Below are 26,002 nucleotides of genomic sequence, written 5' to 3' on the forward strand. Positions count from 1 at the left end.
GTTTCGTTGCAAAGGAGCATAGTTCGCATGTCGCGCCACTTCTGCCTCGTGGGCTTCGCTGGACTCGCCGCCCTGACGCTGGCCTGCGCGAGTCCGCCGCCCCCCGCACCCGGTCCGGACGCGTGGAGCGAGGAGGAGCGCAATTTCTACGCGATGGGCGTGAGCATCGGCGTCCCGCTTCAGGACTACACGCTCTCGCCCGAGGAGCTCGCCCGATTCGTCGAGGGCCTGGAAGCGGCGGTCCAGGAGCAGCCACTGGCGCTCGAGGCCGACCCGGCGCGGATCGCGTCGCTCCAGCAGACCCTGGCCGCGCGAGATCTGGCGGCGGCCGAGCGCGAGCGCGAGAAGAGCGCGCCCTTCGTCGCCGCGGCGGCGCAGGAGCCGGGCGCCGTCACGCGCGAGTCGGGCACTGTGGTGATCTCCCTCGAGCCGGGCGAAGGGGAGAAGCCCACCCTCGATCACTACGTGCGCTTGCACTACCACGCGACCCTGCGCGACGGATCGATCTGGCGCAGTACGCGGGGCGGCGAACCCGAGCACCTGATCGTAGGCACCACCGTGCGGTGTTGGCAGGAAGTTCTGCAGGAAATGGGGGCCGGGGGTCGCGCGGTGGTCGTGTGTCCCGAGCAGACGGCGTTCGGGATGCAGGGCGTGAAGCGCCGGATCCGGGGGGGCGCCGCGCTGCGCTTCGAGATCGACCTCGTTGAAGTCGGGGAGCGCGCGAACGTGCTCACCGACGATCAGCTCTAGCCCGCCCGGAAGCGAGCCGCGGGCTCAACCGGCGCGCCGCTGCGGCGCGGCGGCCGGGGTCTGCCACAAGAGCATCGCCGCGTAGCCTCGCCAGGGTCGCCACGCCTCGGCGCGTTCGGCCAACGCCTTCGGCGACGTGTCGAGGGCCTTGCAGAGGCCGAGGTCGCCGGCCGGAAAGGCGTCGGGTTCGCGCAGGGCGCGGAGCAGGACCAGCTCGGCGGTCCAGGGGCCGATCCCCGGGAGCGCCAGCAGCTGTTCGCGGGTGTGCTCCGGGTCGGCGCCCGGGCCCAGGTCGAGCTGCCCCGCGACGACGGCGCGGGCCACTTCCCGCACCGCGTCGGCGCGCCTCCGCGGCATCCCGATCTCTTCGATCGGCGCGTCGACCAGCGCCTCGGCACACGGGAAGGCGATCGCGACGGCTCCGTCTTCCGAGTCGGCGAGCGGCGGCTCCAGCCGCTCTCCGAACCGCGCGGCCAGGCGTCCGCAGAGCGTCGAGGCGCCGGCGACGGTGATCTGCTGCCCGAGCAGGATGCGCAGCGTCGTTTCGAAGGGATCCCAGGCGCCGGGCACCCGCGGACCGGGCAGGCCGGCCAGGCGCTGGGCCAGGAGCGGGTCGCGTCCGAGATGCTCGGTGATCTCTGCCGGGTCCGCGGCGAGATCGAAGACGTCGCGCGTGCGGTCGGCGATGGTCATCCAGTGGGCCGCATCGCCGGCGTGGAGCTGCACGATCAGGTGCTCGGGGTCGGCCGCGGGCCGGACCTCGATCCGCGCGCGCGCGTCGCCGATCCGGAGCACGCGCTGCAACGCGCCCCGATGGACGCGTTCGACCCCGGGGATCGCGCGTACCGAGAGGTAATCGAGCAGCGCGTGCGCATCGAAGGGTGCGCGTGCACGGAGCCGGATCGTGCCGCTCTCCGAGGGCGTTCCGCGTCCGCGCAGTTCGCGCGGCGGGCGCTCGAAGGCCTGGCGAATCGACTCGTTGAAGCGGCGCACGCTCTTGAAGCCCGCCGCAAAGGCCACCTGGGGCACGGGCCAATCGGTGTCCCGCAGCAGCTGCGCCGCGAAGTGGCTGCGTCGGGTCTGGGCGATCGCGACGGGCGATGCACCGAGGTGTTCGACGAACAGTCGCCGCAGGTGGCGCTCGCCCACGCCCAGGCGGTCGGCCAGGCCGCCCACGCCCTCGCGGTCGAGCAGGCCGTCGGCGATCAGGCGCAGACCGCGCCGCACGGTGGCCGAGGTGCCTTGCCAGGCGGGCGTCCCCGGGGCTGCTTCCGGCCGGCAGCGTCGACAGGGACGAAATCCCGCGGCTTCCGCGGCAGCGGCGCAGGGGAGGAAGAGGCAGTTGTCGCGGCGCGGCGTCCGCGCGGGACAGATGGGCCGGCAGTAGATCCCGGTCGAGCGGACCGCCGTGAAGAAGCGGCCGTCGAAACGCGGATCGCGGGCCTGGAGGGCCCGATAGCAGACGTCCGGCGCGAGCGGCATGACGCCGTTGTAGCGCGGATCGCATGCCGCGATCGGCCGTTTTCGGACCTGGTCGCGGGAAGCGGCGGCCGGGACTCGAGGGCAGCCGCGGAGTGCGCTGCGGCCGCGAGGGGGCTAGCGATCCGCCCGCGGCGCGCGCGGCGAGGGCGGCGAGACGTTGGCGCTCAGCTCCTTCGCCTTGGCCTCGACCAGCGAAACGCTCACGGGGCGTTCCTGGGCGGAGTAGCCCGCCAGGAGCACGCGATCGGCCAACAGGTTGATCAGTCGCGGACAGCCACCCGAGGCGGCGAAGAAGTTGCCACTGCAACCGGGGGCGAAGACGTTGCCGAACTGTCCACCGGCCACCTTGATGCGGTGGTCGAGGTACTGCTCGATCTCGTCTTCGCGGATCGGCTCCACGTGGTGCTCGAGGGCGATGCGCTGACGCAGTGGCGCCATGACCGGCTGGGCCAGGATGTCGCGCAGCTCGGGCTGACCGGTGAGGACGATCTGGAGCAGCTTCTCGGTGTTGGTCTCTAGGTTCGAGAGGAGCCGGACCTGCTCGAGCAGGCCGTCGGCCAGGTTCTGGGCTTCGTCGATGATCAGCACCGTGTTCAGCCCCTGCTCGAGGCGGCGCAGCAGGAACTGATTGAGGGCGATCAGGTAGTCGGCCTTCGTCTCGAAATGGCCGGTGAGCCGGTACTCGGCGGCGATCAGCTTGAACAGGTCGAGACCCGAGAGCTCGGCCGTGTTCATCACCAGCGCCGTCTCGATGTTCGACGGGATCTGGTCGAGGGCGGCGCGCAGGAGCGTGGTCTTGCCGGCCCCGACTTCGCCCGTCAGCAGCAGGAAGCCCTTCCGACGGGTGATCCCGTAGTAGAGCGTCGCAAAGCCCTCCTCGTGGGTTTCCGAGGGCCACAGGAAGCGAGGGTCGGGAGTCAGCGAGAACGCAGGCTCCGCGAGGCCGTAGAACGACTCGTACATCGATGCGCCTTAACGGCAGATTGGGGCTGCGAGGAAAGCCGGAGTGTCCAAACTACCGTATCCCCATGGGGATACGAGCGTCCACAGCCCAAAATTCGCCAAATGCTGTTTGAAAAACGCCGACTTCCCCTTCTTCTTCGCTACGTCCCGGGGGGTATAATGCCGTTAAGTCGCGTCGAAGCAGGGTTCGTCCCTGCGTGAGTGTCCCTCTCCGCGTTTCCCGTAACCAAGTGCGCTCGACGTGCCACTACACGGGGTGACGGCGGGGAAGGTGCGCAGCGGTTGCTGATCCTGCTCCGAACGCTCTGAAGGCTGCCATTCGACGTGTTGAGAGCCCACGCGAAGCTCATTAGTTCGCTCCTGCTGACGATCGACGTCGGCTTCTCCGCGTTGGTGTTTCTGGCGACGGTTTCGCTCCTGGAGGTCACGCATCCCGGCGCCGGGGCCGATACCCGGGCCCTGCTCGTCCCCGGTCTGGTCGCCTGCCTGGCCTGGCCCCTGATCCTCGACCAGTTCGAGCTCTACGGGTCCCAGCGCCGCCGCGACATCATCCAGGTGCTCGAGAGCCTGGTCCTGGCCGGCGCGCTTTCCACGGTGCTCGTCGCGACGGCGGTGGCCCTCTCTGCCACGCCGGTCGCCTGGACCTTCCCGCTCGCCTTCGGCACCGGTCAGTTCCTCGTGCTCGGCACGATTCGCGTGATCGGAATGGCGCTGGTGCGCGCCTTCCGCGCCCGCGGTCACAACACCCGCTACGTCCTCGTGGTGGGTTCGGGGAAGCGCGCCCATTCGGTGCTCCAGGTGCTCGAGCGCCACCGCGAATGGGGTCTCTCGGTGGTGGGCTTCCTCGACGACGGGGATGTGCCGCACGATCCGCGGATTCCCCAGGATCGCATCCGCAAGCTGATCCACCTGCCGCAGATCCTGAAGCAGCAGGTGATCGACGAAGTGATCGTGGCCTGCCCGCGCTCGATGCTGGGCGACATCGGCCCGGTGGTCAGCACCTGCGCCAGCGCCGGCGTGCCGATGACCGTGCTTTCGGATCTCTTCGGCGACTACCTGCCGCCGCCGCGGGTCACCCGCTTCGGCTCGCTCGCCGCCCTGAGCTTCGCGCCCGTCCATCACAGCCGCTCGCTGCTCGCGCTGAAGCGCGTGATCGACGTCGTCGGTTCGGGAGCCGCCCTCATCGTGTCGGCGCCGATCATCGGCTTGGCCGCGATCGCCATCAAGGCGACCTCGCCGGGGCCGGTGATCTTCCGTCAGGTGCGCTGTGGCCAGTACGGCCGGCCGTTCTCGATGTGCAAGCTCCGCACGATGTACGTCGACGCCGAGGAGCGTCTGGCCGAGCTGATGAAGAAGAACGAGATGAAGGGACCCGTCTTCAAGATGCGCGACGATCCGCGGATCACGAAGGTGGGCCGCATCCTGCGTCGCCTGAGTCTCGACGAGCTGCCCCAGTTCTGGAACGTGCTGCGCGGCGACATGAGCCTGGTGGGCCCGCGGCCGCCGCTGCCCCACGAGGTCCTCGAGTACGAGACCTTCGACCGGCGCCGACTCTCGATGCGCCCCGGTATCACCTGTCTGTGGCAGGTGGGCGGCCGCAACAACATCGACTTCGAGGGCTGGGTGAAACTCGACCTCGAGTACATCGACACCTGGTCGATCACCAACGACATCAAGATCCTGCTCCGCACGATCCCCGCGATCGTGCGCGGCACGGGGATGTAGCCCGGCGCCAGGCCTGCGATAGGCTCCCCGCCCATGAGCAGTGAAGGGGAGCGCGGTCGCATCGCGGCCGTCTGGTGGATAGCGCTGGTGGTGGTCGGCGCCCTCGGTTGCAGCGAGGTCGACCGGACCCGCTGGAGTGCGCGTTTCGGTGATGCCGAGGCCCAGCTCTCGCTGGGCAAGGCCTACGCGCGCGGCGCCGGGGTCGACGCGGACGGCGCCGAGGCCGTGCGTTGGCTCGGCGAAGCGGCGGCCCAGGGTTCGCCCGAGGCCGCGGCCGAGCTGGCCGAGCTCTACTCGGCCGGCACCCTGATCGCGGCGGATCCGACCGAGGCGCTGCGCTGGTACGAGCAGGCAGCCGAATCGGCGGGTCCCGAGGAACACTTTGCGCTCGGCAACCGCTTGATGGCGGGCGAGGGCGTGATCGCCGACCCGCGTCGGGCGATCGAGTGGTGGACGCGCGCGGCCGATGCCGGGTTTCTCGATGCCCAGGTGGTCCTGGGTGCGGCCTATCTCGAAGGGACCGGCGTGCTGCGCGACTTCGGCAGGGCGGCGAAGTACTTCGAGGGCGCGGCGAAGGCTGGCAATCCCGCGGCCCAGAATCGTCTCGGCCTCCTCTACACCAACGACTACGGGCCGGCGCGCGATTACGCCGTCGCCTACCGCTGGTTCGAAGCGGCGGCTGCCCAGGGACACGCGGAAGGCCAGCTCAATCTTGCGACGATGCACCTGAACGGCCTCGGGGACGGAGCCAACCGGGAAGACGGGATCCGTTGGCTCCGCTCGGCGGCCGACACGGGAAGCCCGGTGGCCCAGCTCCGGCTGGCGACCTCCCTCGAGAAGGGCGACGGACTCGACGCCAATCTCGTGGATGCGCAGCGCTGGTACACCGCCGCCGCTGAGAACGGCCAGGGCAAGGCGGCGTTCCGGCTGGCCGAGGGGATCGAGGAAGGCACCTTCCCGAGCGCCGGCGACGGGGACGCGAAGACCTGGCTCGAGAAGGCGGCCGAGCTGGGGCATCCGCCCGCGCAGGTCGAGCTCGGCAAACGCCTCCTCGAAGGCACCGGGATGGAAGAGGACCACGCGGAGGCGTTCCGCTGGACCTACGAGGCGGCGACGGGTGGCAATCCGGAGGCGCAGAACCGACTGGGTGCGATGTACGACCGCGGCTACGGAGTCGACCGCAGCAGCGAAGAGGCGGTGCGCTGGTTCAAGCTCGCCGCCGAGCGCGGCTATCTCGACGCGCACACCAACCTGGCACTGGCATACCTGGGCGGCGATGGCGTCGAGCGGGACGTCGCCCGCGGTGTCCAGTTGCTCGAGGCGGCCGCCGAGCGAGGACAGCGCGATGCCGCATTCCTGTTGGCGAAGCGTTACCGGCTCGGCGACGGCGTCGAGCGCGATCCCGATGCCGCGGTCCGCTGGATGCGGAAAGCCGCCCAGCGCGGCTTGCCCCGGGCGCAGGCCGATCTGGGTTCGTGGTACGCGACGGGGAAGGGCGTCGACCGAGACGATGCGAGGGCACTCGCCTGGTTCACGCTCGCGCTCGAATCCGGTCTCAAGGGCATGGAGCGGCCGCATTCGCGTCTCCAGCGCCGCATGACGCCGGAGCAGCGACAGCGCGCCCAACGGCTCCTCACCCAGCTACGTGGCGAGCTCGCGGAGCAGGGTTGAACCAGCCCTAGGCGAGTTCTTCCGCCTCGTCCTCGTCGACTTCGCTGGCCCGCACCGGATGCGGTGCGTACTCGGTGCCGTCGTTCCAACCGTCGATGCTCGCGGCCTGCGCCATCCAGGACTTCGCGAGGTCGTCGTCCACCAGGACGCCACTGCCGTCGAACCCCTCGGTCACGGCATCCCAGAGGTCCTGTCCGCCGTTCTCCCACCAGGTGCGCGAGGCGAATTCGAAGTCGATGGCCAGCTTCTTCACGGGGCTCCTCAACCTGCGACGTAGCGGAGCGTGCCGTGGCCGTCTTCGGTGCGATCGGCTTCGCCCGCGATGCGCAGGTGCTCCAGGTGGGCGTAGGTCTCGCTGTCTGCCATCGGTCCCCAGCTCCGCTCCCTGAAGAGTCGGCGAGTGAACGCCTCCACGGTTTCGGGGATCCCGAAGTCCCGCGAAATCGAGCGCACCTTCTCGAGGCGCTCCTCGTGGTGGCGCTTGATCGCTTCGGTCCGGGCCGGAAGATCCTCGAAGGGGTGACCGTGGGCCGGCAGCACCTGCTCGATCCCGTGGATCTCGGCCACCCGGTCCAGGCTGTAGAAGAACGAAGCGAGCGGGTCGGGCGAGCTGCTGATTCCCGAGATGTGGGGCGTGATCGTGGGCAGGACATGGTCGCCCGCCAACAGGACGCCCGACTCGGGGTCGTGGAGACAGATGTGATCGCCGGTGTGGCCCGGCGTGTGGGTGACGAACCATTCGCGGTTGCCGAGCTGGAGGACGTCGCCGTGCTCGACGGGGGCGGTGATGGTCGGTACGAAGGATTTCCCCAACCAGCGGGCGAAGCGCCAGCGGACGCGGAACCAGAACGGCGGCGCAGGGCGTTCACCACCCCAGGGCGTACGGCCGCGTGTCCGCGAGCGTTCGAGGATGGCCTGAGCGTCTTCGATCGCGTTCTGCAGGGTCTCGGGGAGGGTCTCCTCGTCGTCGGGGTCGCCGTGTGCGTGGCGATGGTGAGCGGCGAGGTCGTCCACCGAGACCTCGGGCGCTTCGACGGTGGAGAGCGGGCCGAACTGGAAGCGATGGTGGCCGACGACGCGGGCTCCCGTCTCCTTTGCGAGTCGTGCGGCGCCGCCGAAGTGGTCGGGGTGGGAGTGGGTGACGATCACGGTGTGGACGTGGCGCGTCGCGAACCCGGCTTGTTTCAGCCGTTCGGTCAGCACTTTCGCGGTGCCCGGCCCGGGCAGGCCGGGGTCGACGACCGCGACCCCGTCGGCGTCGGGGATGGCGTAGCAGTTCACGTGGCCCAGACCCGGCAGCCGGATCGGGAGCTCGAGCCGCAGCACGCCGCCCGGCAGCTCGGTGATCGTGTCGCGCGCGGGCTCTTGCTCTTGCCGTTTCGCCATGACGTCCACACTAGACGATCCCCCGGGGTCGCGCCGAGGGCGGTCCGGGAAAGTGGGGCTGGAAAACCGAGTCTCAAGCGGGGCTTGCACCCACCCGATGCACACCAGAGCGCCTTCCTGCGCCGAGGACCCCGGTGTCGTCGCCCATCGAGATTCCCCACAGCCCCTGGACGACGGCGCTCGTACTGGCGATCGCGCCGATCCTCTATCTCGCCTGGCGGACGCTGCGTCGCGGGGAGTTCCCCTCCAGCGCGGTGGCGGTGGCCACACCCGGCCTCGCTCTCGCGTTCTGGCTCGTCGGATGTCACACGATCGGGTACGCGTCGGGCTCGTTCCGCTGGGGTCTCTGGCTCGGAACCACGCTTCCCGCGCTGCTCGGCTGCGCGCTCTACGCCGCGTCCTGGAGGGGCCGACGTCCGGAGCGGATTCTTCCGCGTCTGACCCTCGACGCGGACACGCGCTGGATGCTGCTCGGCGCCGGCGTCACCACCGCTCTGGTCTCGCCCTTCGCGTTCGGATGGATGTTTCACGACGAGGTGTACCTCCAAGGGCATCAGGCGATCGCGGCTCAGATCCAGAACGGGATCTACCCACCGCGCAATCTCTCCTTCGGTGAGGTCGAGCTCCGTTACCACTACGGCTTCAACACCTGGACGGCGGCGATCGGGGCGGTGCTGCGCGTACCGATTCCGCTCGCGATCGATCTCGCGACCCTCGTCAGCTGGTTTCTGTGCTGGTGCCTCGTCTGGCGGCTCGGCCAACGTCTGGCGGGTGTTCGCCTCGGCGCCGTCGCCGCTCCGCTCGTGCTCTTCTCGGGTGGCATCCCGGCGCTCTGCGACACGGCGGTTCCCGATTGCACCTACTGCCCGGGCGTCAGCTGGTGTGGGGTCGACGGTGCGCTGATCAATCCACCGGTGCTGTCCTACTTCTTTCAGCACCCGTGGACGCTGGGACTGCCTCTCGGTCTCACGGCCGTACTGCTCTACGGCTCGCGTCCTCGCGTGACGGCGGCGTACTTCGTGGCGACCGGCGGCCTGCTGCTCGCGTTGGCATGGTCCCAGTTCGTGTTCTTCCTGTGCACGCTGGGTGCCCTGTGGGCCGCAGAGGCGTGGACCCGGGCTCCCGATCGCGGTCGTGCCTGGTGGGGCGCGACGTCGACCGCAGGAATTGTCCTGGCCTTGGCTTCGGTGACGGGCGCCTGGTTCGCCCGCGGCGCCGGGGAGGGGCTCGGCGTCGTCTTCTCGCCGGGCGTCACCGAGACTGCGGGCGGCACGCTGCGCTGGCTCCTGGCCACCCACGGCGTCGTGCTGCTCGGTGGCTGGTCGGGCTTCCGGCACCACCCCGACCGATCGGCGCCCGTGGCCATCTGGGTCCTCGGCAGTCTCGCCGTGGTGATGCTCTTCGCGCACGCGCACACCTGGGACATCGTGAAGTTCTCGCTCGTCGCACAGCTGGGGCTGACACTCGGCCTCGGCGTGACGTTGGTGCACTGGGTGAATACGAGCCGGGAGCGCTGGCGCGTGATGGCGGCGGCGGCCGTGTGTCTCCTGTGTGTGGGGTCGTCCCTCAGCTTCGGCTGGGCCCTGTTCCAGGCGGGCGATACCGAGCTTCGCTTCCCACGACACGCGAAGGTGTTGTCGGAGCACGACGCGGCCGCGGTCAGCTGGTTGCGGCCCCGCGTGGCGCCGGGGGAGCTGGTCGTCCGCACGGCGCTCGATGCGGCGCTGGGCTACGCCCAATGGGGCGGGCTCCCGCAGGTCTGGATGGACGGACAGCTGGCGCGGGTGCGCGCCTTCGGAATCACGACGGATCGCATCGCGCAGCGGCAGCGCCTGCTGGTCTCCTGGCCGGCCCAGATGGCGCCCTATGCGGCGGAATCGGTGCGCTGGTTGGTGCTGGGCCCCAATGACGCGCGTCTTCTCGCCCACACGCGCGCTTGGGAAGCCGAGGGGCGGGCGCGGGAACGCGCCCGGTTCGGAGCGCTTCGGGTCTTCGAAATCGCGCCCGAAGCGTTCAGCGAGCCTGCGCCGCCGCTCCACGTCGCGGCTGGCGTCGCGCCTCCTGCTCGAGGCCGGTGATCACCGAAGCCGCGGCCGGCGGCGAGAGCGAGCGCGCGATCGAAGCGGCGCGTCGCGCAATGGCCGGTGCGGGACGTGCGCTCAGGAGTTGGGCCAGGGCATCGAGGGTCGCCGCGGCGACGTCGCGTCGATCCGTCTTCCACAGGAGTTCGGCGCGCAGCAGCAGGTGTCGCGGCAGGTAGTCGCGCGGCAGCATCTCGTTCACGAGGGTGAGGGCCTCCTCGAGTCGCGCCGGCTCGCCACTCGCGAAGCGCCAGCGCGCTCGCAGTTCGTTGGCTTCGCGGTAGAGGAGGTCGCCCGGACGCCAGGTCGCGAGATCGTCGTCGAGCGCGCGTAGCTCGTTCCAGCTGCCGGGCGGCAGGCGCCGACCCAATGCGACGCTTCGGGCGGCTGCCGGCAGACCGCCGAGGTCGGCCTCCGGATCGACCAGCGCGAGACCGGTCGCCGCGTCCCGGTTCGTCGGGTCGGCGGCGAGCGCCTGCCGAAACAGCGCGGCGGCGCGCTGGGGTTGCCGGTTCTCGAAGAGCAGCCAGCCCAACATCAGCGCCTGCGTTCCGGAATCCGCCACCTCGGCGAGCTGCTTCACGCGTTGGGTGGTTCCCATCCGCCACATGCGTCGGGTCAGGACCGCGAGGTCGAGGTCGTCGAGGTGGTGGACGAGCGAGGGCGGCGAGTCCACCAGTTCGGAGATCCAGGCCCGGGAGCCGTTGCGCACCGGGTGGTTCGACATGGCGAGTCGGTTGTGATCGTCGCTGTTGATCGGAGCGCCCGCCGCGAGTTCGCGCGTCTTGGCTTCGTCCGCGATCAGCGCGGCCAGCACGTCCTCGGTCCGGTGGATGCCCTCCTCGGCAAAGCTCTCGGGCGCGGCTGCGATCGCGCGCGGCACGGACGCCTTCCAGTCGAACGGGGCCTGGGACGAGACCATGACCAGGGCGCCCTGCACCCAGAAGGTCTGGACGTGGGTGAAGACGTCCTGGAGCGCGGCGAGCAGGCTCCCGATCCGCGGGGCGTCCACGAATGCGCTGCCGATCCACTGGACGAAGACGCCGTCCTCGGTGAGGCGCGAGTCCACGAGTTGGAAGAACTCACGCGTGTAGAGGTGAGACGCGCCCGAGGTCCAGGGGTGGCTGGGCTGCGAGACGATCGCGTCGTAGCGGCGGTCGGCCAGGATCAAGGCGCCGCGCGCGTCGCCGACCCGGAGCGAGATGCGCGGTTCGCCGAGCGGGTCGCCCCCCTCACGCCCGGGCAACGAGCGGTTCGCCACGACCACCTCGGGCTCGAGCTCGATGACCTCGACGTTCGACACCTGCGCACTCACCGCGTTGACGGTGATGCCCCCCCCGAGTCCGATGATCAGCATGTCGCTGGCGTTGGGACGCGCGAGGACCGGGAGCATCGAGAGCCAACGCGCGGCCGTCAGATTGCGGGGATAGCCGGTGGGAGCGACCAGCGACTCGGGGAGCCCGTTCGTGGCCAGGCGCCAGCGCTCCCCCGTCTGGACCACGGAGACGGTGGCCGAGCGTCCGACGCCCAGGTAGCTGAACTCGCCGTCGAAGTGGCTCCCGAAGGGCGAATGGCGCAAGAGCGAATCGGGACGCGGTGCGCCGATCAGGGTGAGAGCGACGGCGACGGCGACGGCCGCGCCGGCGAGCAACGGGCGACGGGGGGCGACGAAGAGGGCCGCGAGTCCGGCGAGCACGAGACTGGCGGTCGCGCCCGCCATCAACGTCCCCTCGAGGCCGAGCCAGGGGAGCAGCACGTAGCCCGTGCCGACCGCACCGAAGATCGATCCGACAGTGTTCCACGCGTAGACGCGGGCGCTCGATGCGGTGGCTTCCTCGGCGTTGCGGGCCAGCAGTCGAACGGCGAATGGGAAGGTCGTGCCGATGCACAGGGTGAGGGGCATCAGCGAGAGCAGCGAGACGAGCGCGCCCGGGCCGAGCGAGTTCACGTTGGCACCGAGTGCCGAGGCCAGCTCGGGGAGGCGGTCGGCCGCCAGGAAGCCGAGCCAGGCCAGGCTGGCGGTGAGGAGCTGGGCGAGCACGAAGCCGAGGCCGGCGGCGCGCTGGGTCTTGGCGAAGCGCGACGCGAAGGCGCTGCCGAGCGCGATGCCGGCCAGGAAACTCGCGAGCATCGTCGAGAAGGCGGCGGTGCTGGCGCCCAGGATGTGGCCGAGCATGCGGAACCAGAGCACTTCGTACGCGAAGGACACGGCACCCGAGACGGCGATCAGCGGCAGGATCCAGGGCAGGCCGCCCGTACGCACGGGGGCGGGCGCGTCGTGGGAGGGTGCCGCGCGCGAGAGCAGGGCGGCCGCCGCGAACACGAGCGCGTTGATGCCGGCACCGATCCAGACCGTGTGACGCAGGCCGAAGGCGGGCAGCAGCACGAAGGCCGCGGCCAGGGTGCCTCCGATCGCGCCCAGGGTGTTCGTCGCATAGAGGATGCCGACCCGAGGTCCGATCTGGTCGTCGCGCGTCACGGCATGCCGCGCCAGAAGAGGGAGGGTGGCTCCCATCAGTGCCGTGCACGGCACCAGGACGAGAAAGGTCCCGAAGAGATGGAAGGCGTGGGTGGCCCAGCCGAGCGTCTCGGGGAGGGCTTCCAGGCCGCCCAGCCAGCCGAGGTAGACGCCCCGGATCGCCCGAATCGCGGTCGGGACCGCCAGCGCCCACAGGGCGATCGCGAGCTCGAGTACCCCGTAGACCCAGATGGGCCGCCGAATGCGCGGAGCCCAGCGCGCAGCGAGCGCGGCGCCGAGGGCGAGGCCACCCATGTAGGCCGCGAGCACGGCCACCACGGCCAGCTCCGAGGTGCCGAAGACGAAGGCGAACTCCCGGCTCCAGACCGTCTCGTAGAGCAGCGCCGAGAATCCGGAGAGGAAGAAGCACGTCAGCAGAAGCGCGAACAACATGGGGGGGCGATTCTAACTGATCGGACTGCCTGGATTTTCCGGAATCCACGCGGTCCCGGAGCCACCCGGAATCGGGCCTCGCGAGCGGGTCGGATCCCCTAGGGGCATGGGCGCTGGGCGCGGGCGGACGGGCCTAGCGCGGGCGGTTCGCGGCGCGCAGTGCCTCGACGATCCCGGGGTCGGGAGGCGGACCGAGGAGCCGGGCCAGCCGCAACGCGGGCGTGGCCAACCGGGCGTTGGGGCGGCCGCCCAGCTTGTCGGCCAGGGCGTCCAAGGAGTACCAGCCCAGGCGCTGCCGGCCGAGCTCGTAGCCGAGCCGGGCCCGCATCAGCAGCGAGCGGCTCTCGTAGCGGCGCTGGAGGCGCCGATCCAGCAGCCGAAGCGCTTCCGCGTGGTCGTCCGCGTCCCCGATCTCGATGCGCCACCGGACGCGCAGCTCCGCCGCTTCGGGATACCAGACGTCTCCGGGCTTCCAGAGCGCGAGGCTGGTGTCGAGGTCGCGTACGGCCTCCCAGCTCTCGCGTTCCTGGCGCTTCGCCGAGATCAGGTCGCGCAGTTGCGGCGACAGCCCCTCGACGGTCGGGTCGCGACGCACGAAGGCGAGGGCATCGCGGGCCTCCGCGAGGGTGGCGTCGAACTGGGTGGCCGCCTCGAACTCGCGCATCGCCTCGGCGGGACGGCCGGCTTCGAGCGCGAACCAACCGCGTACCAGCGCCGCCGGACCCGGCGGGAGCGTGGCGGCGAGCCGTTTCAGACGCACGGGGGTCTGCCCGAACAGGCGCCGGGTCAGCGCGACCAGGTCGTAGTCGGTCGCGATGGCCGGGAGCGGATCGAGGGGCTGGAGGAGCGGGCGCAGGCGTTGACGGCCTCCGCCATAGACGAGGGTGCTCGCGGTGGCGAGCAGATTCCAGTCGTCGGTGGTGAGCTGGGCGCCCTCCGCAGCGGCGCGGCTGCCTTCGATGTCGAGCACCCGGGCCGGCAGCAGGTCTTCGATGCGATCGAGGCCTTCGCGTGAATAGTCGTCCGGGTTGGCCGCGATCACCTGGGGCGCGACCTCGGTGATGTCGAAGGGAGCGGGCGACGCCATCAGGACGACCGCGCCACCGGCGGGCATGTACACCTCGACGTGGCCGAACACGGCCACGAGCGACGCGACGAGCGAGCGCAGCTGGTTCGGGTCGACGAAGCTCCCCCCGATCCACTGCACGAACATGCCGTCGTCGGAGAGTCGGGCTCGGACCAGTTCGAAGAAGTCCTTCGTGTACAGATGGGACGCGCCGGACGTCCACGGGTGGCTCGGCTGGGAGACGATCGCGTCGAAGGTCTTGTCCGCGAGGATCAGAGCCCCCCGCGCGTCGGTGAGTCGCAGAGAGACCCGGGGATCCTCGAGCGGGTGGCCGTCGCTGCGCTCGGGTACCGAGCGATTCGCGGCCGCGACTTCGGGCTCGAGTTCGATGACGTCGACCGAACGGACCTGTTGGGGGACCGCGCCGACGGTCACGCCGCCGCCGAGCCCGATGATCAGCATGTCCTCGATGTCCGGCCGCGCGAGGGTCGGCAGCAGCGACAGCCAACGCGCCGCCAGCGCGCCGTTGGGATAGCCGGGCGGGGTGATGATCGACTCGGGCAGGCCGTTCGTGGAGAGACGCCAGCTGACACCCTGGTCGACCAGCGCGACGGTCGCGGAACGGCCGACCGCGAAGTAGTGGAAGTCGCCATCGGCGACGCCACCGCCCATCGGCGAAGAGCGGATCAGCGCTTCGGGGCGCGGCGGCGCGGCGAGGAGCAGGACGAGGAACGCCGCACCGGCGAGGTTGGCGAGGGGCACGCGTCGCGGCGTTTCCCAGAGCGCGGCGATCGCGGCGAGAGCCAGGTTCGTCGCGGCCCCGGCGACCAGCGTGCCTTCGAGACCCAGCCAGGGCAGGAGCCAGTATCCGGTGCCGACCGCGCCGATGATCGACCCCACCGTGTTCCACGCGTAGACCCGCGCACTCGACGCCGACGCATCCTCCGCATCCTTCGCGAGCAGCCGGACGGCGAAGGGGAAGGTGGCACCGACGCAGAGCGTGAGTGGCAGCAACGCCCCCATCGATACGACCGCACCGGCCCCGAGATTGTTGAGGCTCGCGCCGAGACCACGCGCGAGCTCCGGTAGCCACGCTGCGCCGTGGAAACCGAGCCAGGCGAGGGTGGCGGTGGCGAGCTGAGCCACGACGAAACCGTTGCGGGCCGCGGCGTGGGTGCGGGCCCAGCGCGAGGCGACGGCCGACCCGAGCGCGATACCGGCGAGGAAGCTGGCGAGCATGGTCGAGAACGCCGCGGTGCTGCCGCCCACCACGTGTCCCAGCAGGCGGAACCACAGGACTTCGTAGCCGAACGACACGGCGCCCGAGACGAGAATCAGCGGGAGGATCCACGGCAACCCGGTACTGCGTACGGCGACGGGGCCGCCCTCGTTCGGGGCCTGCCGTGCCAGGCCGGCGGCCGCGAGGAAGACCAGACCGTTGATGATGGCGCCGATGTACACCGTGTTGCGGAGGCCGACGGCGGGCAGCAGGACGAAGGCCGCCGTGAGCGTCCCGGCGATCGCGCCGAAGGTGTTGATCGCGTAGAGCAGGCCGATGCGAGGACCCACCTGCTCGTTCTTGGTGACGGCATGGCGCGCCAGGAGCGGCAACGTGGCGCCCATCAGTGCCGTGCACGGAACCAGCACCAGGAACGCACCGAAGAGGTGGAAGGCGTGGGTGGAGAGTCCCAGGGTTTCCGGCAGCACGTCGAGGCCGCCGAGCCATCCCAGATACAGCGTTCGCAGGCCCCTGATGAGCCAGGGAACGGCAAGCGCCCAGAGCGCGATGCCGAGCTCGATCACGCCGTAGGCCAGCACTGGGCGTCGCACGCGGTGGGCCCAGCGGCTGGCGACGGCGGCACCCAGGGCGAGGCCACCCATGTAGGCCGCGAGCACCGCGACCACGGCCAGCTCCGACGTGCCGAACACGAAGGCGAACTCTCGAGACCAGGCGGTCTCGTAGAGCAGGGCGGAGAACCCGGACAGGAAGAAGCAGACGAGGAGGTACGCGAAGATCATCTGGATCGCGGAGTCGCGGGGGCGTGGCGGATTCGCGCCGCTTTACGGGCCCCGGTGCGGGACGCTTCGCGCTCGGTCGCGGGCGAGCAATCTAGCATACGCAGACCCTCGACATGGGACGCGAGAAGGGCGTTTGGCACGGCTTCTGGAGCTGCACGTCTATGTTAGGGTCCCCGGCCCGGGAGACCGCGCGCGCAATGTGGCGAAGCTGGCTGATTCATGGGTTGTTCTTCGTCTCCGGGGCCAGCGGACTGATCTACGAGGTGGTTTGGGTCCGCGAGTTCGGCGTGCTCTTCGGCAGCACGGTGTACTCGGCAGCGTTGGTGACCGCGCTCTACATGTCCGGTCTCGGTGTCGGCGGGTACCTGGCAGGCCGCTGGGCGGATCGCCGCTTCCGCACGGCGCCCACGGCTCCGCTTCGCTCCTACGCGCATTTCGAGTTCGCCATCGCGGGCTGGGCGCTCCTGTTGATTCCTGCGCTGCCCTGGGTGGCCCAGTGGTCCGCCGGCGTCGCGAGCTACGAACCCGACGCCTCGGGTTGGTATGTGTTGGCCAGCTCCGGATCCCTGGCCCGGTACGGCGCGGCCGCGCTGCTGCTGGCGCCGATCAGCCTGCTGCTTGGCGGCACCCTGACCTTGTTGATTCGATTCCTGGTGGGCCAGGACGTTGCGGGGGTCGGGGGGCACGTCGGTCGGCTGTACGCGGTGAACACGGCCGGCGCGGCCTTGGGCTGCCTCTCGACCGACACCTGGCTCGTCCCGGTGCTCGGCTTGTCGTGGACCCAGGGCGTGGCCGTCGGGGGCAACCTGTTCGCGGCGTTCGGGGCATTGTGGTTGGCGCGGTCGCTCGCGGGGACGCCTCTCCCGAGGCCGGCGACCTCGTTGCCGGGAGATCCCCCGCGGCTCGGGGGACTGGCGGGGGTCGTCGCGCTGAGCGGCTTTCTCGCGATGGCGATGCAGATCGTCTGGTTTCGTCACCTGATCTCGATCTACGGCGCGAGTCGCGAGGTCTTCTCGATCCTGTTGACCGCGATCCTGTGCGGAATCTGGGTCGGATCCTGGCTCGGGGGCGAGGCGGCCCGGCGCTGGCGACGCCCCGGGGCGATCTACGCGATCTGCGTCGCGGGCTTCGTCGCCACCACCCTGGTCGCGCTCGGTTGGGCCAGCGTCGGGTCCGGGAGCGATTTCTCAGCAGAGGTCGCCGGTGCGAAGCCTTCGTGGTGGACGGTCTACGGCGTCATGATCACGGACGTCGGCTGGAGCGTCGTCATTCCCGCCGCCTTCTCGGGCGCGGTCTTTCCCGTGGCGAATGCGCTCGCGCAACGCGACGCGGGGCGGGTCGGCGCGCACGCTGGGCTTCTCTATCTGTGCAACACGCTCGGGGGCGTGGCGGGATCCCTGTTGGCGGGTTTCGTCCTGCTGCCCAGCTGGGGGGTGCAGGGCACGACGACCGTGGTCGTGGTGACGGCGCTCGCCGCGCTGGTGCTCCTCGGTGCGACCACCCGGCGCTCCGGTGGGCTGGGTGTGGTGGGTGCGGCCGGCGTTGGCGTCGGCATCGCGCTGGTGGCCTGGTCGACCTTGCCCGCGGACCACCTGCTGCTGCGCTCGCTCCCCGAGCGACTCCGGCAGGACGCCCAGCAGATCCTGGCGGCACGCGAGGGCGTCAACGAGACGATCGCGGTCACCGAGCGCGACGGCTATTGGCTCGAGCTCGTGACGAACGGGTACAACATGTCCGCGACGACGGTCGCGGCCCAGCGCTACATGCGTGCCTTCTCGCACCTGCCCGCGCTCGTCGGTGACGTGCGCACGGCGATGGTGATGTGCTTCGGCGTGGGCAACACGACCCACGCCCTCCTGCTCCACGAGGGCGTGGAGCGCGTCGATGTCGTCGATCTCTCGCGGGACGTGCTGGAACACGCGCGCTACTTCGCCCCGGTCAACGGAGAGCCCCTGGCGGATCCGCGGGTTCGGGTGCACGTCAACGATGCGCGTCATCACCTGCGCATGGCCGCGCCCGACACCTACGATCTCGTGACGGGTGAGCCGCCGCCGCTGCGACACGCCGGCATCGTCAACCTCTACACCCACGAGTTCTTCATCCTCGCGCGGCGCGCGCTGCGCGAGGGCGGGATGCTCAGCTACTGGCTGCCGATCGCCCAGCTCGACGAGGCCGTGGCGGTGGCGATCGCGGCTGCGTTCGTCGACGTGTTTCCCGAGTCGGTGCTCGTCGCAGGTCATGGGCAGCACCTGCTCCTGTTGGGGCGCAAGGACCAGCCGATCGTCCTCGACCCCGAGCGGGTCGCGACGGCGCTCGCCGAGCAACCGCGGGTGCGGGAGGACCTGCGCGCGATCTCCCTCGCGACGCCGGGGGAACTCTTCGGTGCTCTGCTGGCCGACGGGGAGGGGTTGCGCCGGGCCACCGACGGCGCGACGCCCCTGCGCGACGACCACCCGATCCTCGAGTACGGGCATCGCGAGTTCGGGGACGGTGTGGCCCGTGATCCGCTCTTCCCGGTGCCCGAGGTCGCGGCCTGGTGCCCAGGCTGCGCTTCCTTGCCCGAGCGGGATCAGCAGGAGATCCGCGGGCACCGCGAAATCCTGCGGCGCTTCTTCCTGCGCGGCGCCTTCCTGGGGAACCCGCGGCGCTTCGGCAACGATCCCCTCACGCCCGACGCGCTGCGCGCACTCACCCAGAGCTTCTACTTGCAGAACCTGCTGGCGCGGGCCCCGGCAGCCCAGCGGCGTGCGCGTACCGAGTTGCGCCACGGTCGGGCCGACGCCGCGCGCGCCGATCTCGAGGGTTTGTTGGTCTCCCAACCCGGGCGTCACCTCGCGCGGGTCGACCTGGCGGCGAGCTGGCTCGCCTTGGGCGAACCCGAGAAGGCACGCCGCGAGCTCGCGTGGGTGCTCGAGCGCGTGCCGGATCACACCGCCGCGCTGGGGCTCTGGCACCAGGCCGGCTTCGCGCCGATCTCGGCGGGGGCGTCGTCTATACTGCGCCCGTGATGCCCCGGTGGCAGCAGTTCTTCTTCGGCCTCGGCCTGGCGGTGTGGATCGGGGTCTGGGGGCTCGGCCTGACCACCGCCTGGCAGAGCGACCAGCGGCTGCCCGCGCTCTGGGTGGACGAGGGGCGCGACGTGGCCGCCGCCAGCGAACGCGGCGATTGGGGCGAAGCTTCCGAGCGTTCGCGGATCCGCTGGGTCCTGCATGGGCGCGCCGATGCGCTCCTGCAGGAGTCGAACGATCTCGCCGTGCGCGCGCGCGACCCCGAGCTGGGCGTCGCGGCACTGCGCCACGTACTCGCGCTCCGGCCCTACGCACACGGGGCGCGTCTCCAGCTCGCCGGGGCGCTGTCTCAACAGGGTCGACGCGAAGAGGCGATCGCCGAGCTGCGCTGGATCCTCGCGGTCGACCCCAACCACCCGGGCGCGCGCCGCATGCTGGCGGGCTTTCGGAGAGGCCGCGGATGAGCGCGCTCTCGACCCAGGAGCGCTGGCTCGGGCGCTCCTTCGTGCACCCCGCGTACGACCTGCTGCTGATCGGTGGCGGCGCCAGCCTGATCGCCCTGATCGCGCTGTGGGCGTCAGGGGTCGGCGTCGGAGCCGACAGCGGTGACGCCGAGACGCTCTCGCGGCTGGCAGTGGTGCTCTTCCTCGCGAACAGCGCCCACTTCGCCTCCTCGACGGTGCGGCTGTACACGAAGGAAGCGAGCTTCTCCCGCCATCCGCTGCTCACGATGGGGTTGCCCGCGGTCTTCGTCGGCATCCTGCTCCTTTGTCTGTGGCAGCCCGAATTGGTGGGCCGCCACTGGCAGGCGCTCTACCTGACCTGGTCGCCGTATCACTACGCAGCCCAGGCCTTCGGGATCGCTTCGCTCTACTGCACACGCGCTGGCCAACCGCTGGCATCGAACGAGCGACGCTGGCTGCGCATCGTCTGCCTGCTGCCGTTCTTCTACGCGTTCCTGGGAAGCCCCGTCACCGGTCTGGGGTGGTTGCTGTCGCCGGCGTGGATCACCTCGGTGCCCGGGCTTCCCCAGACGCTGGGCTGGCTGCAGTGGGTGCTCGCCGGTGCAAGCGTGGGGGGCCCAGCGGTGCTCTACCTATGGCTGCAGCGGCGCGCGGTGGGACCGATGCCGCTCGTGAGTCTGCTGGCGGTCCTGAGCAACGGGCTGTGGTTCGTCGTGTTCACCTACCTGGAAGCGTTCGTGTGGGCAACCGTGTTTCACGGGCTCCAGTACCTGGCCCTCGTGCTGGTCTTCCACGTCCGCGAGCGTTGCCCGGGGCCGGCGCCGCTGCGGGCGGTGGCTGGCCAGGCCCTGGGCTTCTATGCGGCGTGCGTGGTCCTGGCGTACCTGCTCTTCCAGGTCACTCCCTACGCCGGCTGGGCGCTCGGATTCGGCTGGGCCGAGAGTGCGATCCTGGTGGTGGCGACGATCAACATCCACCACTTCGTCGTGGACGCGTTCATCTGGCGCTTCCGTCCCTCGGACAGCAATCGGCGGACCCTCGATCCGGCACCGGCGTGAGCGCGCTCCGCGAGGCGTGCGCGCGCGTCTTCGCGCTCGATCTGCGCTCGCTCGGCGTGTTCCGGATCTTGCTCGGGGTGCTCGTCCTCGGCGACGCCTGGAGCCGCGGTCGCTTCGCCGCCGCGTTCTACAGCGACGCAGGCTTTCTGCCGCGCGCCCTGGCGCGGGAAGTGGCGCCCGAGTGGGTCGTGCCGATCCACTTCTGGTCCGGCGCGCCTTCCGTCGAGACGGCGCTGCTGGCCGTGAGCGGCGTGCTGGCGACCCTGCTGATTCTCGGGATTGCGCCGCGCTGGATGTGCCTCTCGCTGTGGGTGCTCGGGCGATCGCTCGTGCAGCGGAACCCGATGGCTTCCTACGGTGCCGACTCCCTGTTGCTCTGGCTCTTGTTCTGGGGGGCGTGGTTGCCACTCGGCGAGCGCTTCGCGTGGCGGCGGGGAGGCAGGGCGTCCGACGCATCGCCCACCGTGTGGTCGGCGGCCAGCGTCGGACTCTCGCTGCAGGTCCTTTGGCTCTACGTCTTCGCGGGCGTCGAGAAGACCGGTCCGATGTGGTTCGACGGGACGGCGCTCAACAACGCGCTCGGGCTCTCGTATTGGCAGCTGCCCGTCGGGCAGTTCCTCCGCAGTTTCCCGGCCCTGTGCGCTGCGTTGACACCGGCCGTGCTCGTCTTCGAAGTGGCGGGGCCGCTGCTGCTCTATTCGCCCTGCAAGACGGTTCCGATCCGGACCGTCGGGATTCTGGCGTTCCTCGGGTTCCAGCTGGGGCTGGGGCTCTCCCTCGATCTGGGTTGGTTCCCGCTGGTCTCGAGTCTGGCGCTGGTGCCCTTGATCCCGGGCGCACTCTGGGACCGCTGGGGAGCGGCCGAGCCGCGCTGGAGTGCCGCCCCTCGCTGGACGTCGGGAGTCGGCGCCAGTCTCGCCGTCGCAGGGCTACTCGTGGCGAGCGTGGGGGTCGGTGTCGGGTTTCGTCTCGACGTCGACCTCTGGCCGGCCTCCCTGAACCGCGCCCTCGAGACCGCGGGGCTTCAGCAGCGCTGGGAGATGTTCAAGAACGTCCCGCCCTTCGATACGCGTCTGGTGCCCCACGGCGTGTTGGAGGACGGGCGTCGCGTCGATCTCTCGCGCTTCGCCGATCCTGGCTGGGCGCCGGTACGTGAGGCGCTCGGGACCACGCGCGGTCGGCGCTACCAGGTATGGCTCGCGACCCATCCGGCGCCGCGGCACCACCAGCGGATGGCGCGCTGGCTGTGCCAGCAGTGGCGGGACGCGGAGGTTTCCGAAGGGGCGCTGCGCGAGGTTCGGCTGTTCCGCGTCCGGCGCGTGTTCACCCCTGACGGGGGCTACGGCGAGCCCGAGCCCGTGCTTCGCCAACGGGTGGCGTGCAACTGACCCCGGCTTGCGTCCGCGAGCGGCGCTAGAAGCGGTACTGGAGACCGCCCGATACGTCGACGAAGGGGAAGCTCTCGCCGAGCAGGCGTCGCTCCGAGTAGATCGTGCTCGCTTCGACGTTCAGCACCACGTTGCGGCTGAGGTAGACCTCGAAGCCACCGCCGACCCGCAGGTTCAGCTCCCAGTGATCGTCGCGGAAACCGACGCGAGTGGTGGGCGTACAGGCGTTCCCCGCTGCGTCGAAGTTGACCTGGCGCACCGAGGTCTTGTAACGACCGGCGCCCACGCCGCCGAGCAGGTAGGGGTGCACCGCATCGAAGGGCGCGAAGACCTTCACGTTGCCGGTGATGATCTGCGCGTTCGACTTCGAGCAGCGCTCGTTCCGCGTCTCCGAGTCCCACTCGCGGACCCACTGGTACTGGCCCTCGATCGCGATGTTCTTGTGCACCCGCACGCCAGCCCGTCCGCTGATCGCGAGGCTGGGCTGCTCTTCGACCCGGCTCTCGAAGGGCGGCGGCGTAAAGAACGTCTCGCCTTCGAAGTTGGGAAGCGCGGCCCCGAACAGCACGCCGATGTACGGACCGGTGCGGTGCGACTCGATCTCGTCGTCGGCCTGCGCCGTCGACGCGAAGAGGGCGGCCAGCAGGAGCGCCCCGGTCGTTGCAAGGATTCGCATGAGGTGCATCAGAACAGTCCCTTCCACACCACGCGGAAGCCTCCGCCTCCGCGGAACACGACCGGCCCGATCTCGGCCCTGGAAATGATCCCGATGGCGCCGCCGCCGGGATCGACGGGCGGGCAGAGGTCCGGCGGCGTGATCGTCAGCCCTTCCGGGTTCTCTTGAACGCAGCTTCCGGGGCCGCGAGTGCTGGTGCCCGCGTAGTCGATGCTGCGGTTGTGCATGATCCAGTAGATGCCGGACTGGGCAAAGAACTCGAAGACCATGTTCCCGACCTTCGCGACCTCGACGTCGATCTCGACGCGCGGCCCGAAGCCCTGGGCCCAGACCTCGCCGCTCTTCGCGCGAACCTCATTGGTCTGGCTGAAAGTGAACTGGTAGCGCTCGACGCCCAGTCGGGCTGGGTCGTTGCCGCCGTTGATCGCGTTGCCGGCCTGGTTCTGGCCGGCGGTCGTGACATTGAGCACGTTGGTCTCGCCCTTGTAGGACTGGGCGAACCAGTTCATCGAGGGGCGGAGGTGGAAGTTGTAGTTGCCGACGGGCAGGGTCAGATCGATGCCGAGGCCGGCGAAGACCGATCCGTTCACGATGACGTCCTGGCGTGCCCGGACTTCGCAGGTACCCGCGGTAAAACTCGGGAAGTTGAAGGGATTGGCCTGGGTGGGCAGCGTGGCGCAGCTGCGGTCGAAGGCCGCGTTCTCGGCGGCCGGGTTCACCGGGTTCCGGTTCAGGGTGTTCAGCGAGTTGGTCGCCAGGTGTTCGTTCGTGAAGGGAACCGACCCGCCGCCGTGGATGAAGAAACGCGGCTTCCAGGCGCTGTCGCCCATGGTGGGCGCGAACAGCATGGCCTGGGCTTCCGAGAAGGCGAAGCGAATGCTGTTGGGGCGGTTCTCACCGGTCTCGGCGAAACCCGGGAACACATCGCCGCGCACTTCCTGCGAGTGGACGCCGAACCCGATGGACAGGGCAGGCTCCCAGCCGCGCGGGGCGATGTTGACCGCTTCTTCTTCCTCGGCGAGGGCAGGCAACGCGAGGAGGCAGCCGACGGCGCACAGGCCGAGGGCCCGGCGCGCGAGGTGGCTGCGGTGATTTCGGGCAGGACCCATCATGAGGCGACCTCCGCGAGGGCGGCTTCGAGCTTCGTTCGGTCTGCGTCGCTCAGCTCGGTTTCGGTGAGCCAGCTCGCGGCCGACTCGGGCTCCGACGTGGCCCAGCGCTTCAGCACCGTGGTGAGTGCTTCGTCGCGGAGCGCCTCGTCTTCCAATTGCTGCGCCCAGCCGAGTGCCTGGGGCGGATCCACGTCTTGCAGACCGACGATGATCTCGGGAATGGCTTCCTGGATACGGGGTTGGGCCTTCTGGCCGTCCAGGAAGCGCTCGGCTCGATCGGGGTGGGTGCCGGCGAAGCGTTTGATCAGCCGCGCGACGGCGAAGCGACCGCGTTGACCCGGCTTCGTCACGCGCATCACCCAGGCGATGGCGCTCTCGGGGTCGACTTCGGTCCACTGCTCGCCGACGGCCGTCGGCACGATCATCCAATAGTCTTCGTCGGGGCGCGCCTCGAACCAGGCCGAGGCCTGTTCGGGGTCCGCCGTGGCGGTCCAGCGCGCCGTCAGGCCGGCGAAGTCGCGCTTCTGTTGCTTGTCGAGGGCGGGCAAGATCGTCTCGAACCAGGACAGGGCCTGGGGGACACCCCCTTCGATGAGCTGCGCACGGAGCAGGCTCTCGACCACGCGGTTGCGGCCATTCCCCTCCGGAAGTTCGAGGAGGTAGGCATTCGCCCCGGCCAGATCTCCCGCGCGGGTGCGCCCTTCGACGTAGAACGCGCGGGCCGGGTCGGCCACGCGTCCCTGGGTGAGCTCCCCGAGCAGGGACACCACCTCGTCGTGACGTGCCGCGAGACCCATCGCGTACGCGATCTGGCGCATGCCCCAGGAGCGGCGCTCGAGCTTCTCCCAGGTCTTCACGTAGGCGCTGGCTGCGCCGGGATCGAAGCGCGACCAGCCGGCGATGAACGGGGCGAGGTCGCACTCGATCGTGAACTCGTGCTCGCGCTCGTAGCCCGCGCGGATGGCCGGCAGCGTCTCCGGCGAGAGCTCCTCCAGCGCACCGAGGAGGAGCGCCTCGCGCTCCAGATAGTCGGCCGTGCGCAACGCGGTTGCGACCTGATCTTCGAGAGCGAGGGCTTTCGCGTCGCCCCCCGAGGCCGGATCGTGCCACGCGGCCGCGAGGCCGAACATGATGCCGGCCAGGACGGCGACGAGTGTGACCGCCGCGCTGCCGCGCTGCCGCCGCGCCTGCTGGGTTCCGACGCTTCGCATCAGAACGCCCTCCGGCCGCGTCCCTGGGGCGTCCAGAGCGTAACGATCTTCTTCGCCAGCTCGGGCTTCAGGTCGGCGTCACGCACCCAGGTCATGGCCGCGAGCTGATCGCGCGCCAGCCAGAGCTTCATGATCCGGAGCACCGCGAAGTCGCGTTCGTCGGTCTCGGGGAGCGCCATCACCCATTCGAGCGCCGCGTGGGGGTCGTTGCGCGACCAGCCGAGGGTGAGCGACTGGAGCGAGCCCTCGTGATAGGGCTTCCCCTCGTTCGCCTGATACCAGTCGATCGCCTTCTTCGGGTCGGCGTTCGAGAGCTGGCGGAGCGTGTTGTCGTAGACGGCCGCCTTGAAGTTGTTCGGTGCGTCATCCGGAACGTCCGCGGCCCACTCCATCAGATGGTCTGCACTGTGGTCGTAGAGCAGCGGCCCGGCGATGTACATGAGATACATGCGATTGCGAACCTGACCCGTGTCTTCCGGGAGTCGCGCGAGATAGGTGGTGACGCCGTCGATGTCGTCGGAGCGGGCCCAGCCTCGGATGGCTCCCGTCATGGCCGACTCGCGTGCCTCGAGGTTCGGGATCGATTCGGCCGAGGTCACCGCCTCGAGTCCCCCGCCGCCGATCGCCCAGCCGTAGGACGCCGCGTGCAATCCCACCCCGCGCTTGCGGGCGCCGGTCCAGGACAAGGACTGCTCGAAGGCGCCGCGCGGATCGAAGGAGGCGCGGGCGTGCATGAACTGCCCGACCTCGCAGCTGTGGGACGGGATCACCAGCTCGTCGACGGCTCGCGCGGCCTCTTCGACGTTGCTCTCGTCGAGCTGCGCGCCGACCGCGCGCATGGCGAGTGCGCGATCGAGGACGTCGGGCTCGAGCAGGGCCGCCCGCGTGGCGGCGTAGAGGTTGGTCGACACCTCGCTGCTGGACGCGCGCTCCGGGACGCCGGGCGGGCCCATCCAGTGGCCGATGCCGAACCCGGCGACGCCTCCGACGAGGATCGCGAGGAGGAGCTGGAACAATCGGGATCCGCTCAT

The 26,002-nt window shown here is 70.2% G+C and carries 18 protein-coding genes; 8 read left to right on the forward strand and 10 right to left on the reverse strand.

Features of this window, described 5'->3' with window-relative positions; all coding sequences use genetic code 11:
- The first annotated feature begins 27 nt into the window (after nucleotides 1–27).
- Nucleotides 28–750, forward strand: coding sequence for an FKBP-type peptidyl-prolyl cis-trans isomerase (locus AAF430_16260; GenBank protein ID MEM7411785.1), 723 nt, complete (start codon nucleotides 28–30; stop codon nucleotides 748–750).
- A gap of 24 nt (nucleotides 751–774) precedes the next feature.
- Here AAF430_16260 and AAF430_16265 read toward each other — a convergent pair whose 3' ends face one another.
- Nucleotides 775–2,232, reverse strand: coding sequence for an AlkA N-terminal domain-containing protein (locus tag AAF430_16265; GenBank protein ID MEM7411786.1), 1,458 nt, complete (start codon nucleotides 2,230–2,232; stop codon nucleotides 775–777).
- A gap of 114 nt (nucleotides 2,233–2,346) precedes the next feature.
- The gene (locus tag AAF430_16270) at nucleotides 2,347–3,195 is read right to left on the reverse strand and encodes an AAA family ATPase (protein MEM7411787.1); all 849 of its coding nucleotides are present in this window, start codon (nucleotides 3,193–3,195) and stop codon (nucleotides 2,347–2,349) included.
- Nucleotides 3,196–3,519: 324 nt separating this feature from the next.
- Between AAF430_16270 and AAF430_16275 the strand changes: the two genes are divergently transcribed.
- The gene (locus AAF430_16275; protein ID MEM7411788.1) at nucleotides 3,520–4,920 is read left to right on the forward strand and encodes a sugar transferase; all 1,401 of its coding nucleotides are present in this window, start codon (nucleotides 3,520–3,522) and stop codon (nucleotides 4,918–4,920) included.
- 33 nt (nucleotides 4,921–4,953) lie between these two features.
- On the forward strand, nucleotides 4,954–6,591 hold the full coding sequence (locus AAF430_16280) for an SEL1-like repeat protein (GenBank protein ID MEM7411789.1): 1,638 nt from the start codon (nucleotides 4,954–4,956) through the stop codon (nucleotides 6,589–6,591).
- Nucleotides 6,592–6,598: 7 nt separating this feature from the next.
- On the opposite strand, the gene AAF430_16285 is transcribed toward AAF430_16280, so the two are convergent.
- Together AAF430_16285 and AAF430_16290 are read right to left on the reverse strand one after the other, a co-directional pair.
- The gene (locus AAF430_16285) at nucleotides 6,599–6,844 is read right to left on the reverse strand and encodes a hypothetical protein (protein ID MEM7411790.1); all 246 of its coding nucleotides are present in this window, start codon (nucleotides 6,842–6,844) and stop codon (nucleotides 6,599–6,601) included.
- An 8-nt stretch (nucleotides 6,845–6,852) separates the two neighbouring features.
- Complete coding sequence (locus AAF430_16290) at nucleotides 6,853–7,977, reverse strand: MBL fold metallo-hydrolase (protein ID MEM7411791.1); 1,125 nt, start codon at nucleotides 7,975–7,977, stop codon at nucleotides 6,853–6,855.
- Between the two features lie 134 nt (nucleotides 7,978–8,111).
- On the opposite strand from AAF430_16290, the gene AAF430_16295 reads away from it, so the two are divergent.
- Nucleotides 8,112–10,055 (forward strand): hypothetical protein, encoded by a 1,944-nt coding sequence (locus AAF430_16295; GenBank protein MEM7411792.1) that lies wholly within the window; start codon nucleotides 8,112–8,114, stop codon nucleotides 10,053–10,055.
- Here AAF430_16295 and AAF430_16300 read toward each other — a convergent pair.
- The gene (locus AAF430_16300) at nucleotides 9,991–12,969 is read right to left on the reverse strand and encodes a fused MFS/spermidine synthase (protein MEM7411793.1); all 2,979 of its coding nucleotides are present in this window, start codon (nucleotides 12,967–12,969) and stop codon (nucleotides 9,991–9,993) included. The genes AAF430_16295 and AAF430_16300 overlap by 65 nt on opposite strands.
- Nucleotides 12,970–13,102: 133 nt before the next feature.
- Nucleotides 13,103–16,054 carry a fused MFS/spermidine synthase gene (locus tag AAF430_16305; protein ID MEM7411794.1) on the reverse strand — a complete coding sequence of 984 codons (2,952 nt, stop codon included), beginning with the start codon at nucleotides 16,052–16,054 and terminating at the stop codon, nucleotides 13,103–13,105.
- Nucleotides 16,055–16,251: 197 nt separating this feature from the next.
- On the opposite strand from AAF430_16305, the gene AAF430_16310 reads away from it, so the two are divergent.
- The 4 genes from AAF430_16310 to AAF430_16325 are packed head-to-tail and all read left to right on the forward strand — an operon-like array spanning nucleotide 16,252 to nucleotide 21,972.
- Nucleotides 16,252–19,062, forward strand: coding sequence for a fused MFS/spermidine synthase (locus AAF430_16310; GenBank protein ID MEM7411795.1), 2,811 nt, complete (start codon nucleotides 16,252–16,254; stop codon nucleotides 19,060–19,062).
- Complete coding sequence (locus AAF430_16315; GenBank protein MEM7411796.1) at nucleotides 19,062–19,526, forward strand: tetratricopeptide repeat protein; 465 nt, start codon at nucleotides 19,062–19,064, stop codon at nucleotides 19,524–19,526. Before AAF430_16310 ends, AAF430_16315 begins: the two co-directional genes overlap by 1 nt.
- Entirely contained in the window at nucleotides 19,523–20,584 is a 1,062-nt protein-coding gene (locus AAF430_16320) for a hypothetical protein (protein MEM7411797.1), read from the forward strand. Before AAF430_16315 ends, AAF430_16320 begins: the two co-directional genes overlap by 4 nt.
- Nucleotides 20,581–21,972: an HTTM domain-containing protein gene (locus AAF430_16325; protein MEM7411798.1), complete on the forward strand. Its 1,392-nt coding sequence runs from the start codon at nucleotides 20,581–20,583 to the stop codon at nucleotides 21,970–21,972. Before AAF430_16320 ends, AAF430_16325 begins: the two co-directional genes overlap by 4 nt.
- Before the next feature lie 25 nt (nucleotides 21,973–21,997).
- Here AAF430_16325 and AAF430_16330 read toward each other — a convergent pair whose 3' ends face one another.
- The 4 genes from AAF430_16330 to AAF430_16345 are packed head-to-tail and all read right to left on the reverse strand — an operon-like array spanning nucleotide 21,998 to nucleotide 26,002.
- Nucleotides 21,998–22,648, reverse strand: a complete 651-nt coding sequence (locus tag AAF430_16330) for an outer membrane beta-barrel protein (GenBank protein ID MEM7411799.1) — start codon at nucleotides 22,646–22,648, stop codon at nucleotides 21,998–22,000.
- A gap of 8 nt (nucleotides 22,649–22,656) precedes the next feature.
- Nucleotides 22,657–23,760 carry a hypothetical protein gene (locus AAF430_16335; protein ID MEM7411800.1) on the reverse strand — a complete coding sequence of 368 codons (1,104 nt, stop codon included), beginning with the start codon at nucleotides 23,758–23,760 and terminating at the stop codon, nucleotides 22,657–22,659.
- Entirely contained in the window at nucleotides 23,757–24,971 is a 1,215-nt protein-coding gene (locus AAF430_16340; protein MEM7411801.1) for a hypothetical protein, read from the reverse strand. Before AAF430_16340 ends, AAF430_16335 begins: the two co-directional genes overlap by 4 nt.
- Nucleotides 24,971–26,002 (reverse strand): hypothetical protein, encoded by a 1,032-nt coding sequence (locus tag AAF430_16345; GenBank protein ID MEM7411802.1) that lies wholly within the window; start codon nucleotides 26,000–26,002, stop codon nucleotides 24,971–24,973. Before AAF430_16345 ends, AAF430_16340 begins: the two co-directional genes overlap by 1 nt.

The sequence above is a fragment of the Myxococcota bacterium genome, assembly GCA_039030075.1.
Lineage (GTDB): Bacteria > Myxococcota_A > UBA9160 > UBA9160 > SMWR01 > JAHEJV01.

Excerpts from the sequence above, each read along its gene's own strand:
- AAF430_16260 (MEM7411785.1), top strand. The coding sequence starts at position 28 with ATGTCGCGCCACTTCTGCCTCGTGGGCTTCGCTGGACTCGCCGCCCTG.
- AAF430_16265 (MEM7411786.1), bottom strand. The coding sequence starts at position 2,232 with ATGCCGCTCGCGCCGGACGTCTGCTATCGGGCCCTCCAGGCCCGCGAT.
- AAF430_16270 (MEM7411787.1), bottom strand. The coding sequence starts at position 3,195 with ATGTACGAGTCGTTCTACGGCCTCGCGGAGCCTGCGTTCTCGCTGACT.
- AAF430_16280 (MEM7411789.1), top strand. The coding sequence starts at position 4,954 with ATGAGCAGTGAAGGGGAGCGCGGTCGCATCGCGGCCGTCTGGTGGATA.
- AAF430_16290 (MEM7411791.1), bottom strand. The coding sequence starts at position 7,977 with ATGGCGAAACGGCAAGAGCAAGAGCCCGCGCGCGACACGATCACCGAG.
- AAF430_16300 (MEM7411793.1), bottom strand. The coding sequence starts at position 12,969 with ATGTTGTTCGCGCTTCTGCTGACGTGCTTCTTCCTCTCCGGATTCTCG.
- AAF430_16305 (MEM7411794.1), bottom strand. The coding sequence starts at position 16,054 with ATGATCTTCGCGTACCTCCTCGTCTGCTTCTTCCTGTCCGGGTTCTCC.
- AAF430_16310 (MEM7411795.1), top strand. The coding sequence starts at position 16,252 with ATGTGGCGAAGCTGGCTGATTCATGGGTTGTTCTTCGTCTCCGGGGCC.
- AAF430_16315 (MEM7411796.1), top strand. The coding sequence starts at position 19,062 with ATGCCCCGGTGGCAGCAGTTCTTCTTCGGCCTCGGCCTGGCGGTGTGG.
- AAF430_16320 (MEM7411797.1), top strand. The coding sequence starts at position 19,523 with ATGAGCGCGCTCTCGACCCAGGAGCGCTGGCTCGGGCGCTCCTTCGTG.
- AAF430_16330 (MEM7411799.1), bottom strand. The coding sequence starts at position 22,648 with ATGCGAATCCTTGCAACGACCGGGGCGCTCCTGCTGGCCGCCCTCTTC.
- AAF430_16335 (MEM7411800.1), bottom strand. The coding sequence starts at position 23,760 with ATGATGGGTCCTGCCCGAAATCACCGCAGCCACCTCGCGCGCCGGGCC.
- AAF430_16340 (MEM7411801.1), bottom strand. The coding sequence starts at position 24,971 with ATGCGAAGCGTCGGAACCCAGCAGGCGCGGCGGCAGCGCGGCAGCGCG.
- AAF430_16345 (MEM7411802.1), bottom strand. The coding sequence starts at position 26,002 with ATGAGCGGATCCCGATTGTTCCAGCTCCTCCTCGCGATCCTCGTCGGA.